The organism is Marivita sp., assembly GCF_020055675.1.
Lineage (GTDB): Bacteria > Pseudomonadota > Alphaproteobacteria > Rhodobacterales > Rhodobacteraceae > Marivita.
Genome location: NZ_JAIPUS010000002.1, coordinates 177,291 through 189,254 on the forward strand (window position 1 = coordinate 177,291; position 11,964 = coordinate 189,254).

At 64.4% G+C, this 11,964-nt stretch carries 11 protein-coding genes and 2 pseudogenes; 2 read left to right on the forward strand and 11 right to left on the reverse strand.

Annotated elements, in window-relative coordinates; translation table 11 throughout:
* Positions 1-3: 3 nt before the first annotated feature.
* Positions 4-1,044: an ABC transporter ATP-binding protein gene (locus LCF59_RS02710; protein WP_292285328.1), complete on the reverse strand. Its 1,041-nt coding sequence runs from the start codon at positions 1,042-1,044 to the stop codon at positions 4-6.
* Between the two features lie 55 nt (positions 1,045-1,099).
* Here LCF59_RS02710 and LCF59_RS02715 point away from each other — a divergent pair.
* Both LCF59_RS02715 and LCF59_RS02720 read left to right on the forward strand, forming a co-directional pair.
* Positions 1,100-1,762 (forward strand): annotated as a pseudogene (locus LCF59_RS02715) (ABC transporter ATP-binding protein); the annotation flags it as partial.
* Positions 1,755-2,570, forward strand: a pseudogene (locus LCF59_RS02720) (ABC transporter permease). The pseudogenes LCF59_RS02715 and LCF59_RS02720, both read left to right, overlap by 8 nt.
* Positions 2,571-2,695: 125 nt before the next feature.
* Here LCF59_RS02720 and LCF59_RS02725 read toward each other — a convergent pair.
* The 10 genes from LCF59_RS02725 to LCF59_RS02770 form a co-directional block, all read right to left on the reverse strand.
* The gene (locus LCF59_RS02725) at positions 2,696-2,821 is read right to left on the reverse strand and encodes a hypothetical protein (protein WP_292285330.1); all 126 of its coding nucleotides are present in this window, start codon (positions 2,819-2,821) and stop codon (positions 2,696-2,698) included.
* Entirely contained in the window at positions 2,822-3,397 is a 576-nt protein-coding gene (locus tag LCF59_RS02730; protein ID WP_292285332.1) for a DUF1868 domain-containing protein, read from the reverse strand.
* The gene (locus LCF59_RS02735) at positions 3,394-4,650 is read right to left on the reverse strand and encodes an MFS transporter (RefSeq protein WP_292285333.1); all 1,257 of its coding nucleotides are present in this window, start codon (positions 4,648-4,650) and stop codon (positions 3,394-3,396) included. The genes LCF59_RS02730 and LCF59_RS02735 overlap by 4 nt, the downstream gene beginning before the upstream one ends.
* A complete protein-coding gene (locus LCF59_RS02740; RefSeq protein ID WP_292285335.1) occupies positions 4,650-5,516 on the reverse strand; it encodes an endonuclease/exonuclease/phosphatase family protein in 867 nt (288 codons plus the stop codon). Before LCF59_RS02740 ends, LCF59_RS02735 begins: the two co-directional genes overlap by 1 nt.
* A complete protein-coding gene (locus LCF59_RS02745; RefSeq protein WP_292285337.1) occupies positions 5,513-6,622 on the reverse strand; it encodes an ABC transporter ATP-binding protein in 1,110 nt (369 codons plus the stop codon). Before LCF59_RS02745 ends, LCF59_RS02740 begins: the two co-directional genes overlap by 4 nt.
* Positions 6,623-6,632: 10 nt before the next feature.
* Positions 6,633-7,637 carry an ABC transporter permease subunit gene (locus LCF59_RS02750; RefSeq protein WP_367273336.1) on the reverse strand — a complete coding sequence of 335 codons (1,005 nt, stop codon included), beginning with the start codon at positions 7,635-7,637 and terminating at the stop codon, positions 6,633-6,635.
* The gene (locus LCF59_RS02755; protein WP_292285340.1) at positions 7,634-8,515 is read right to left on the reverse strand and encodes a carbohydrate ABC transporter permease; all 882 of its coding nucleotides are present in this window, start codon (positions 8,513-8,515) and stop codon (positions 7,634-7,636) included. The genes LCF59_RS02750 and LCF59_RS02755 overlap by 4 nt, the downstream gene beginning before the upstream one ends.
* 99 nt (positions 8,516-8,614) lie before the next feature.
* Positions 8,615-9,949, reverse strand: coding sequence for an extracellular solute-binding protein (locus tag LCF59_RS02760; RefSeq protein WP_292285342.1), 1,335 nt, complete (start codon positions 9,947-9,949; stop codon positions 8,615-8,617).
* A gap of 205 nt (positions 9,950-10,154) precedes the next feature.
* Entirely contained in the window at positions 10,155-10,949 is a 795-nt protein-coding gene (locus LCF59_RS02765; RefSeq protein WP_292285344.1) for a metallophosphoesterase, read from the reverse strand.
* Between the two features lie 11 nt (positions 10,950-10,960).
* Positions 10,961-11,776, reverse strand: a complete 816-nt coding sequence (locus tag LCF59_RS02770; RefSeq protein WP_292285347.1) for a sugar phosphate isomerase/epimerase — start codon at positions 11,774-11,776, stop codon at positions 10,961-10,963.
* Positions 11,777-11,964 lie beyond the last annotated feature (188 nt).

The following is an 11,964-nucleotide window of genomic DNA, read 5'->3' on the forward strand; positions in this document are numbered from 1 at the left end:
CGCTCAGCCCGGCAGAACCCAGGCCGAACGCAAATACAGGCCCGGCCTGTCACCATTGCGCAGCGGGCTGGCGGCCGATACGGGCACCGGCTCGGAGAGTCCCTCCACCTCGGCCAGGGCTTCCCATGTGCCGCCGCGATAGAAGACATCGCGCAGGCAGGCGGGGGCGTCCGCGCCACCCGGATCAGTCAGTGTGACATCGCCGGGCCGGATAACGATGCGTGCCGGCCCTGTCTGTGTTGCGCCTTCCGCGATAGCGCAAAAGGGACCCACCTGCGCCGTCAAAGCCGCACTGGACCAGTCTATCGCCGCGTCAAGCACCGCCGCACGCCCGATGAACCGCGCCACGCTTTCGCTGACCGGGCGGTCGTGGATCTCTTGGGGTGGCGCGACCTGCAGGAACCGGCCACGGTCCATGACGGCGATGCGGTCGGCCAGCGCCATCGCTTCGCGCTGGTCATGGGTGATATACAACGTCGTCACCCCGGTTTCGCGGTGAAACCCGGCAATCTCGGCCTCCATCCGTGCCCGCAGATGCGGGTCGAGATTTGCCAGCGGCTCGTCCATCAGGATTGTGCGGGCGCCCCCGGCAAGGCAGCGCGCCAGGGCGGTCCGTTGTCTTTGTCCACCCGACAGGGCCGCCGGCACCCTGTCCGCGAATCCAGTGAGGTCTACCGTCGCTAGATGGTTGTCGGCTTCGGATCGCGCCTTGGCCCGCGACAGCCCGCGCGCCTCGGCCGGGAATGCCACGTTGTCGCGCACGCTCATGTGCGGCCAGAGCGCGTAGGACTGGAAGACGACGCCCACGGCCCGGTCCTCTGGAGGCATCTGGATTCCCGGCCCGGCGATGCACTGCCCGTCGATGTGGATCTCCCCGGTATCGGGACGGTCGAGGCCGGCGATCAGGCGAAGCAATGTCGACTTGCCACAGCCCGACGGACCCAGAACCACCAGGAATTCGCCTGCCGCAAGGTCTATTGAAACCCCATCGACAGCGGCCTGGCCGCCGAACGCCTTGCACAGGCCGGAAATGACGATACTCACGCAGCCCCCGCTATGGTCACGCTGTTAACCTGATCGCTTGTGCCCTATCCGCGCCAGGTCGACAACGCCGGTCATCAAATCTTCATGCTTTCTCGGCGGGCTCGAGGTGCCCGAGCGCGGCGCGGTTCTGCAACAAGGGGCGCAGCCCGTGGGCTGCCTGAACCCATTGACCTACATCTTCCAGGACTTCGTGCTGCTGCCCCGGCGCAGCGTGGCAGGCAACATCCGGCTGGTGCTGGAAGACAAACACCTGACGCGGTCCGAGATGACCCGCATCATCGACGACGTGCTGGCGCGCACGCGCCTGACCGAGTTCCGCGACGCCCTGCCCAAGCAGCTTTCGGGCGGCATGAAGCAGCGTGTCGCCATCGCCCGCGCGATGGCCGTTTCTCCGGCCGTCATGCTGATGGATGAGCCGCTTTCGGCGCTCGACAGCCAGACCCGCGAGCTTCTGATGGATGATCTTGTCTCGTTATAGACAAGAGAGCCGTTCACCGCCGTCTATGTCACCCACAACCTGGCCGAGGCAGTGCGCCTGGGCCACCGGATCATGGTGCTGTCGCGCCGGCCCGGCGTGATCCGCGAGATCGTCGAGATCGACACACCGCTTGGCCGGCGCCGCTTGGGCGACCCGGCGCTGGACCAACAACAGGCGCGCCTTTGGCAGTTGATGCGCGACGAGGCGGCCGCCGCCGACGCGGAGCTTGCCGATGCCTGAGCGCACCGCTCCACAGGGCGACACGACCGACAACGGCGCGCGTTCGGTGCCCTATCGCGGCGGCGGATTCCGCCCCGTGCGGGTGCGCGGTGTCGGCATCGCCACCTTCGTGGTCCTGATCGCCTTGGTGTAATGGGGCACGCGCGCCGGGTGGATTTCCAACCTGACGCTGCCGCGCCCGTCCGACGTGCTGGCGACATTCAGCGACTTGTGGACCAGCGGCATGCTTTGGACCCACATGGCACCGTCGCTGACCCGACTGGTCCTTGGCGCGGCGATGGGGGTGAGCACCGGTATCGTGGTCGGGGTGCTGATCGGGTTGTTCAGCATCCTGCGTGCCGGGCTGGTGCCGCTGGTGGCGGCGCTTTTCCCGATCCCGAAGATTGCGCTGTTGCCGCTGTTCGTGATCCGGTTCGGCATCGAGGAGGGCAGCAAATACGCGCTCATTGCGCTTGGCATCTTCACGCCCACGGTGGTGTCCACCTATGGCGCCGTGGACAACGTCGACCGCACGCTTATCCGCATGGGTCAGAGCTTTGGCCTGGCGTGGGGCTCGATCCTGCGCAAGATCGTGCTGCCCGGCATCCTGTCGGGCCTGCGCGTCAGCTTGGCCATCGGCATCATTCTGCTCGTCGCGGCCGAGATGCTGGGCGCCCAGTACGGTATCGGTGCCTACATCTTGCAGGCCGGTTCCCTCTACGATCTGGAACGGCTGTTTGCCGGGGTGGTGATCCTGTCGGCCCTGGGAGTCGTGACCAGTTCGGGCATCGCCTGGGCGGAACGCCGGCTTTTGGCCTGGCGGGTATGACACGCGGGCGCTGGACAACCGATCAGTTGGCGCTCAGCCGCAGCGATTGCCATTGGCGGAACGAGCCGGCACAGGGTCCGGCACAACACGGAGAGCGCCCGGACCGCCATTGCCGGTGCAAGGGATCACAGCATGCGAAGCGGGTCGAAGCGATACATGGTCTCGAACCGGCAGAATTCGACAGGACTGATCTCTATCCGTTCCAGCCGGTCGGCTGCCAGCGCGAAGGCATCGGCCGAGCGCGCCACCACCTAGGCCGCCGCATCCCACTCCAGCCAGCGGAGCGGGTAGCCCAGCGTGATGTGAAAGCGATAGCTCCCATGATCGGTACGGCGCAGGCCGAGCCTTTCGGACAGCGCGTCGCGCGTTCCGCGAAGCGCGGCTTCCTGTTCCGGGTCGGCGCCGATGACCCGGACCGAAAAACCGGCACGGATCTCTGTTGCGCGAATGACAAAGCGCGGCGGCGCGGCGAACCCGTCGAGCCTGCGGGCAAAATCGGCTGCGACCGTGTCAATGGGCGCGTTTGTGGGCAGGTGGCAAGGCCAGTCGCCAGGGCCCCGGCGATGGTCGATCACGCCGTCCCAGACCGTCATGTGAAAACTGTCGGGCGGCAACCAGGCAAATCCGTCCGCATGCGGTCCGGCCTTCAGCAGATTCTGCGCCTTGACCAGCGCGGCGAAGGCCTCGGACCTTCGATCAATATGGCACAGCGTTGTCAGGCCCGGTGTGCGGCGCACCGCGCCATCCGCGTCGAATTTCGCAAGCCCGCCGGGCGGGCGCGGTGTATCGGCGGCACACGCGCCGGTCAGGATATCCATCTGGTTCATTGCATCACCCGTTCGAGCGCTGCAGGCCGGCTGACATAGACCCCCAGCGCAATTGTCATCATCAATCCCAGTCCACCAAGCAGAAGCCCGGAGGCCATCAGCCCCGCCGCTTCGGCCAGCACCCCGAAGGCGAGCGCACCCAGCGCGGGGCTCACGCGGAACACGATGGTGTACAAGCTGAGCACCCGTCCAAGCCGTTCCTGCGGCGTATTGAGCTGCACGAAGGCTAGCGCAGCGATGTTGGAGGCCGACATGGCCATGCCGTGCAGCACCAGGATCGCCAGCGCCAGCCAGTAGGTCTGCGTGGCGACAAAGGCCAGAAGCGACACCGCGAAAATCAGGCTGTGTTTAAGGATTTGGCGCAGGGCCGCCCGTGGCGCCCGCGCCCCGGACAGGACCAACGCACCGACGATGGCGCCGACGCCGAGGCTGGCGTTCAGCGCCCCGAGGCCCTGCGCCCCGCGCGCGAACACTTCTTCGGCGAAGGCAGGGAACAGTTCCGAGGCCGGGCGGATCAGCAAGCCTTGGGCGAACTGCAACGCGATGACCCCGGCCACCACGGGGGTCAAGGCGACGGCGCGGAACACCTCCCATGTCGTCGCCGGCGGCAGCGGCGCGCGCGCCGGCGATTGCCGAGGCACAGCCCGCAAACGCCACAGCGCAAGAGCGAAGGCCAGGGTCGTCAACGTGGTCACGAGATAGACCGCCCCAAGCCAGCCCACGGCGATCATCGCCGCCGCCACTGCCGGCCCAAGGAACCGAGCAAGGTTGAATCCGGTCGAGTTGATCGCCAGCGCCGACGGCAGCAGCGCGGGCGGCGCCAGCCAAGAGGCCATCGACAAGCGCGCCGGCAGGGCCAGCCCGGACAGCGCCCCGAGCGCCGCCATAAGCAGCACGATCAGCCAAGGGGTCAGCAAACCCAGCGCCCACAACGCGGCGAGCGCGAGCGATACCCCGGCGGTCGCGATCTCGACCCACATGAGCACCGCCATCGACGGGTGCCGATCCGCCAGCCGCCCGCCCCAGAGCGCGGTAAAGATCGACGGGAACAGCTCGGCAAAGGCGACCGCGCCCAGCCAGGCCTCGGACCCCGTGAGCTGCCATGTCGTCCAGCCCACGGCGATGCGCTGCATCCAAAAACCCACGGTGTGGGCCTGATTGCCGATCTGGTAGTCGCGAAACGCCGGGATCGCGAGCACCGCGCGCAGATCGCCCATCCGCGCGCGGGCCGAGGACAGCGTCGGGGCGCGCATCAGGCGCGGTCGAGCGTGACGAAGATCGGCTGGTGGTCGGAGCCCTGCGCCGCCTCGCCGATCCGCGCCTCTTTCACGGTTTCGGCCAGGTCGGTGGTGAGGAAGCAATGATCGATCCGCCGCGCCGCGCGGCCGTCGCGGGGAATGGTGTCGCCGGCCGCTTCGTCATGGCCCGCCAGCACCCAGGCATCGGCGAGCCCGTGGGCGCGGACCGTGCGGCCGTGGTTCTGCGATAGGTCGCCTACGAGCCGGGTGTATTCCGGGCCGTCGGGTTCGAAGTTCATGTCGCCCATGACGATAGCCGTCATCGGCTGCGGCGGCATGGTGGCATCGGCCCAGTCCGCATTGGCCATTCCGCCCGCCGATGCGCCGCGTTCATGCCCGCGCAGCAGGATATCCATCATGTAGGTGACCTGGTCATGCCGCGTGTCCGGCGAGACGTGGTCGAGATGGATCGAGCAGAAGCGCAGCGGGCCGGAGGGCGCGTCGATCACCGTTTCGATCAGCGTGCGCTGCAGATGAAAGACCGAATGCAGCGCGATCTTGGGAAGGGTGTGGTTGATCGAGGACAGGATAGGCCAGCGCGACAGCACCATGTTGCCGAACTGGCGGCGGCGGTGCACCGGATGACCGTCAACCACTTCGGAGGCATCGAGGTCGATACCGGGCCCATAGACCCAGTGCATGTGAGGCAGCCGCGCAGCGATCTCTTCGGCCTGGTGCACCATTCCGGAACGCCGGGTGAACGTCTCCACTTCCTGCAGCGCGATCAGATCGGGCTCACCAAGCTCTGCCACGATGCGGTTGAGATCATAGCGGTCATCCTTGCCCTTGCCGTACTGGATGTTGTAGCTGGCGAGCTTCATTGTGCCGCCTCCATAACGCGTGTTTCGGTCCGCAGGTCGATCCGCTGTCCGCTGTCGGAGTCGAACAGGTGCAGCTTGTCGAAATCGAAGGCAACACCGACCGGCGCGCCCTCTTGCACCGGTCGCGCCTCTTTGGTCAGAACCTGGAACGGCAGATCCTCGATCAGCAGATGGTACAGGCCGGCGGCGCCGGTTTCCTCATAGAATTCGAACTGCGCGGTGACGGTCCCGGCCCCCGCATCGCCAAGCGTCAAATCCTCGGGCCGCAGGCCCAGCGTGACCATCTGCCGGTCCCGGTTACGGGCGACCTGCGCGGGGATCGGGATGGCGGTGCCATCGCCGAGCATCACCGCCGCGCGATCCGCAGCGATCTCGCCCGGCAGAAAGTTCATCGCCGGGGAGCCGATGAACCCCGCGACATAGATCGTCGCGGGATACCGGTAGACTTCGGCCGGTGTGCCCACCTGGTCGATGGTGCCCTTGTTCATGATTACCATCCGGTCGGCCAGCGTCATTCCCTCGTGCTGGTCGTGGGTGACGAAGACGCTGGTCGCCTTGATGCGGCTGTGGATGCGCCGGATTTCATGACGCATCTGGACCCGAAGCTTTGCGTCAAGGTTCGACAGGGGCTCATCGAACAGGAAAACGCCGGGTTCGCGGATGATCGCGCGGGCCATCGCCACGCGCTGCCGCTGGCCGCCCGACAACTGCCCGGGCTTGCGGTCCAGAAAGTCCTCAAGCCCGACAGAGCGCGCGACGGCGGCGACCTTCTCCATGCGTTCGGCCTTTTTCACGCCGGCGACCTTGAGCGCGTAGCCGATATTGTCGGCCACGTTGAAATGCGGGTAGAGCGCGTAGTTCTGGAACACCATCGCACAGCCTCGGTACCGCGGCTCCAGGTCGTTGACGACGGATCCGCCGATCACGACCTCCCCGTCGGTTATGTCTTCCAGCCCCGCGATCATGCGCAGCAGCGTGGACTTGCCGCAGCCCGAGGGGCCGAGGATGACCACGAATTCGCCATTGGCGATGTGCAGGTTGACGCCGTGGATCACTTCGTCCTTGCCATAGGACTTGCGGACTTCGCGGATGTCGATATCGGCCATGTCTTGGCTCCTACTTGTCGGTGTTGATAAGGCCGCGCACAAACCAGCGCTGCATGAAGACGACGACGATGATCGGCGGGATCGTCACGATCAGCGTGCCGGCCATCGCGATGTTCCATTTCGGAATATCGCCGCCCGTCGTATTGGCGTCCGGCACCAGCTTGCCCAGTTCGACCGCCACCACGCCGTAACTCGGGTCGGTGATGATGAGCAGCGGCCAGAGATACTGGTTCCAGCTGAAGACAAACATGATGGTGGCCAGCGCCGCGATGTTGGTGCGCGACAAGGGCACCAGGATCTCCCACAGGAAGCGTAGCGGACCGGCGCCATCCATCTTGGCGGCCTCGACCAGTTCGTCGGGGATGGTCAGGAAGAACTGGCGGTAAAGAAACGTGCCGGTGGCGGTGGCGATGAGCGGCAGGATCAGACCCGTGTAGCTGTTGAGCATACGCCATTCGAGATTGACCTCGATGCCCGAAACCGTGTTGATCAGCCAGCTGAGCCCGGTCGAGTCCAGGATCGCCTGAAACGGCATCAGCGCATTGGCCGCGACCGCGTAGGTGGGAACGATCCGAACTTCCAGCGGCAGCATCAGCGTGATGAACACCGCCCAGAAGATCGGCATGCGCAACCGGTGGTCGAAGAACACGATGCCGAAGGCGGTGATGCAGGCGATCACCACCTTGCCCGTGACCACGCCGACTGCCACGATGAGCGAATTCAGGAATTTCTGTCCGAAGTCGCGCGTCACCCACGCCTCTTGGATATTTGTCCAGAGCTGGTCGCCGGGCGTCAGCCGTGACGGGATCGCGTTGACCTCCTGCAGTGTCTGGGTTGCGGCGTTGAACACCAGATACATTGGGAACAGCAGCATGAACATGCCCAGCAGCAGGATCACATGCGTGGCGATGTCGAGGCCGGGCGTGTTCTCCACCAGTCCCGGGCGGCGAGGCTTGCGGGCGGACAGGTTGCGGGGCGTCTCGGCGGCGACGAGGGGAAGATCGGTTTGCGTCATGTGTAATGCACCCGGCGTTCGATGTAGCGGAATTGGACGACGGTCAGGGCGATCACCAGAAGCATCAGGATGATCGATTGCGCGGCGGCGCCCGAATAATCGAGCCCCCGGAACCCGTCGACGTAAATCTTGTAGACCATCAGGTTCGTGGCCCGCGCCGGCCCTCCGGCGGTCATGGTGTCGACGATGCCGAAACTGTCGGTGAAGCTGTCATTGATGTTGATCACCAGCACGAAGAAGAAGGTCGGCGCCAGCAGCGGCAGCTGGATATCGCGCATCCGGCGCAGGATCGACGCCCCGTCCATGGCGCCGGCTTCGATCAGCGAGCGGGGAATGGCCTGCAGACCGGCCAGAAAGAAGATGAAATTGTAAGCGACCTGTTTCCACGCCCCGGCAATCATCACCATGATCAGCGCGTGATCGCCGTTCAGGATAGGATCCCAGAAGCCGGGAAAGGCCTCGTTGACATAGGACATCACCCCGGCGCTGGGGTTGAAAATGAAACGGAACGCCAGCCCGACGGCGGGCGCGGCGACGGCATAGGGCCAGATCGCCCCGATTCGGTAGGCGCGATAGCCGCGCAGCTGGCGGTCGGCGAAAACCGCAAGGATCAGGGCCGCCGACATCGACAGCACCGTGGCGCCAGCAGCGTAGACAATCGAAACGCGGATCGAATGCCAATAGCGGTCATCGGTCAGCAGGTTGCGAAAATTCTCGAACCCCGCCCATTCGTTGCCGCCACCCCAGGGCTGTTCGAAGGTGAACGCCCAGTAAAGCGCCTGGCTGGTCGGCCAGTAAAAGAAGACGAAGATGATCAGAAGCTGCGGAGCCACCACCAGTGCGGCGATCCAGTTGTTCCTGAAATAGGCGCGTCGCATCGCGGACCCTCTGTTTTGGATGACGGCCCGCCCCGGAAAACCCGGGACGGGATGAGTGTAACTCGGGCCCTGAAGGCGGCGGCCGACGGACCCTTCGGATCAGGGCAGTTCCTTGCCGCGATAGGTGCGCTCGAAGCGACGCAGGACCGCGTTGGACCGCTCGACCGCGGTATCGAGGGCCTCTTGCATCGTCTTGTCGCCGCCCAGCGCCGCCTGGACCTCGTTCACCCATTCACTGCGCGCCTGGATGAATCCGCCCAGCCGGATGCCGCCGGTCAGCTCTGTCGGTTCGGTGTAGGTGAGCGACTCGATCGCCTTTTCGCGGCCGGCATACGGCTCTTCGGCCCAGAAATCCTGCTCCAGCATCGCCTGGTAGGCGGTGTCATTGACCGGGATGTAGCCGGTATTGGTCGACCAGTAGATCGACGATTCCGGCGTGGCGAGGAACTTGAGGTATTCGGCCGCTCCGCGATACTCATTCTCCGTCTTGCCCGACAGCACCCAGAGCGCGGCGCCACCAACGACCGTGTTGTGACGCTCGAAGCCCTCGTAGATGGGCAGCATTTCGACATCCCAGTTCATGTCGTCGGATGCGGTGTTGTGCACGGTCTGGTGCCCGGCGATGGAGCCGAAATACAACGAGCATTCATTCTGGGCAAAGCTGTCGCGCGCATTCAGGCCACCCTGAGAGGTGCGCAATTCCAGCAACCCCTCGTCGTGCCAGCGCTTGATGTTCTCCATGTGAGTGACATGCTGGGTGGTGTTGTAGACGTATTCCGCGTCCAGCCCGTCATAGCCGTTGTTTTTGGTCGCGACGGGAATGTTGTGAGCCATCGAGAGCTGCTCGAGATCGATCCATGTCGACGGGGCATAGGCGTAGTTGCACTTTTCCGGCTGTGCCTCTTCGAGCGCGACGAGCAGTTGCTCGAACGCTTCCCAGGTGGCCGGCGGCGCGTCGAAGCCCGCCGCTTCAAGGTCGTCGATGTTGTAATACATCATCGGCGTGGAGGAGTTGAACGGCATCGCGAACAGCTCCCCCGTCGAGGCGGCGTAGTAGTTGGCGATCCCCGGAAAGTAATCGTCCCAATCGATCTCGATGTCGAAGTCGTCCATCATCTTGGTGACCGAGTAGAATTCGCCTGACATCATCAGGTCGGCCGTGCCGGCGTCATAGGCCTGCACGAGTGTCGGATGCTCATCGGCGCGGAAAGCGGCGATGGTGTTCTGCACGGCGTTTGCGTAGCCTTCCTGGCCCACGCAAGTGATCTCGTAGGTGTCCTGGCTTTCGTTGAACCGGTCGCAGGTGGACTGCACCACGTCCCCGAGATAGCCGCCGAGGCCATACCAGTATTCGAATTGGATCTTGTCCTGCGCCTGCGCGGCACCGCCAAGAACGGCAGCCACGGCAAACGCGCTGATGTAGGTGGATTTCATTGAGACTTCCCCGATGTCATTATGCTGTGCCGCACCTGCGGCTCGGTCAGGCTAGGCGGGAATGGCGACAGCGCGGCCACAGCTTTGCAACGAAAGAGACAAGTTTTTTTGACGCCAAGAATCAGTTTTGTATCGCGAAGATGACACTCCCAGGTGTGCGGGCCATGGCACCCGGCCTGGCCCGCACATCTGCGGCATGGAGGCGTCACGCCAGGACTGTGTTCCCGTCCAGGAAGTTGTCGAAATGGACCAGCGTCTGGTCTTCGTTGCCAAGCACGATCGCCATCTGGCCCGGCCCCCAGAGCCAGTCTGGTCTGGCCTCGGCATCCAGCGGCACGGTAACGCTGTAGTGATTGCCGGCCAACGTCGTGAAGGGCAGCCCGTGCCAAAGGCCGCAGGATGTGAAATGCACATGACCGGCGATGATCTGGCGCACGTCATCATGGGTTTTCAGGACCTGCGCGAAGGCTTCGCCGTTTTCCAGGATGATCCGGTCGACCTTCACATGCAGCGGGTTGGCATGGTGGTGCAGCACCACGACGACAGGGCCGGCATGCTCATCCAGCCGTCTGCGAAGCCAGTCCAGCTGTGCCTGCGAGAGCTGTCCGCCATGGCTGTGCTCCTCCGCCTCCCCAACGCTGTCGAGCAGGATCACGCGGTAGCCACCTGCATCGACGACCTTGTCGATGCACCCCGTTTCAGCCTGGGTTTCGGCGCCGAAGACATCGGCAAAGGTCGCCCGACTGTCATGGTTGCCGATTGTGACATGTGCCGGCACGGCCAGCTGGCCAATGGCCGACTTCAGGCGTTCATACGGGCGCACGGCCCCCTTGAAGCCGATGTCTGCCAGATCGCCGGCAAAGACGCAGAAATCCGCGTCTGCGTGACGGGTGTTGATCCATGCCACCGCCTCTTCGAGGCGGCGATACGTGTCCATCCCTTGCGAGGTTTCGCCTTCGTCCACGAGGTGAAGGTCGCTGAGCACGATGAATTTCAGCATTGTCTGAATCCTTATTGTCCAAGTCCGAGCGATTCCAGCAACGCCATGGACGGCGGAATGCCGACCTTGTCGCGCAATTCCAGGATCAGGCGCGGTTTGACCTGCAACGCCGCGATGGCACGGAACACCGCATGCCAGCGGATCGTGCCCTCACCGAGCGCCCAGTGCCGGTCGGCAAAACCGTCGGCGTCCTGCAGATGGATATGTTCGAGCATTTCACCTGCCGAGTGCACATAGTAGTCCACCGGCGGCGCGCCCGTTGAGCCGTGCGCATAGTGCGCATGGCCTGTGTCGACGGACAGGCGCACCGCGGTGCTGTCGAAACTCTGCGCCAGGCGCAGCCGGTCGACCGGGTCCTTGTCCTCGATGTTCTCGATCACGAGCGTGACGCCCAGCGCCTCGGCGCGTCTCACCGTACCGCCAAGGGTCTCCTGCGCGTTGGCGATGATCGTCTCACGGGCACCGGGCTTGTCGTCGAAGTTGTTATGACCCCAGGTCGTATAGGGCGAATGAATCACCATTTGAGTGGCGCCCAGGGCAGCACAGACATCCAGCCCATGATCCATGCGGCGCACCACGATCTCCCGGATATCCGGATCGGGCGAGGCGATGCTCAACCCAATGAACGGGCCGTGTATGCCCAGCCGGCCGGAATATCCGTCCAGCAGGCGTTTTGCCTCTTCGACAAGTGGCTGCCAGTCACCGGTCAGCACCTCGGCGGAATGAAAGCTTTGCAGTTCCAGATCGCGCTGCTTTTCAAGCAACCAATCACGGTAATCAGCGAGTTGATCGACGCGCAGCGCGGCGCCGATGACGGGGGCAGCCATATCAGGTCTCCTTTGGCGAACTGTCGTGCCCCTATTCCAAGCTTTGCTGACGGGCGCGCTACGGCGCGATGACATTGCCATGAAAGTATTGTGTCGGTTTGTGTCGGGAACAGCGACGTGGCTGCTGGACCGCGCTGAGTGTTTCGTACAGCCCGCGCCCTGTCCGCCCGAACCCGATATACATGCGA

Excerpts from the sequence above, each read along its gene's own strand:
- LCF59_RS02760 (WP_292285342.1), bottom strand. The coding sequence starts at position 9,949 with ATGAAATCCACCTACATCAGCGCGTTTGCCGTGGCTGCCGTTCTTGGC.
- LCF59_RS02745 (WP_292285337.1), bottom strand. The coding sequence starts at position 6,622 with ATGGCCGATATCGACATCCGCGAAGTCCGCAAGTCCTATGGCAAGGAC.
- LCF59_RS02730 (WP_292285332.1), bottom strand. The coding sequence starts at position 3,397 with ATGAACCAGATGGATATCCTGACCGGCGCGTGTGCCGCCGATACACCG.
- LCF59_RS02750 (WP_367273336.1), bottom strand. The coding sequence starts at position 7,637 with ATGACGCAAACCGATCTTCCCCTCGTCGCCGCCGAGACGCCCCGCAAC.
- LCF59_RS02740 (WP_292285335.1), bottom strand. The coding sequence starts at position 5,516 with ATGAAGCTCGCCAGCTACAACATCCAGTACGGCAAGGGCAAGGATGAC.
- LCF59_RS02755 (WP_292285340.1), bottom strand. The coding sequence starts at position 8,515 with ATGCGACGCGCCTATTTCAGGAACAACTGGATCGCCGCACTGGTGGTG.
- LCF59_RS02735 (WP_292285333.1), bottom strand. The coding sequence starts at position 4,650 with ATGCGCGCCCCGACGCTGTCCTCGGCCCGCGCGCGGATGGGCGATCTG.
- LCF59_RS02765 (WP_292285344.1), bottom strand. The coding sequence starts at position 10,949 with ATGCTGAAATTCATCGTGCTCAGCGACCTTCACCTCGTGGACGAAGGC.
- LCF59_RS02770 (WP_292285347.1), bottom strand. The coding sequence starts at position 11,776 with ATGGCTGCCCCCGTCATCGGCGCCGCGCTGCGCGTCGATCAACTCGCT.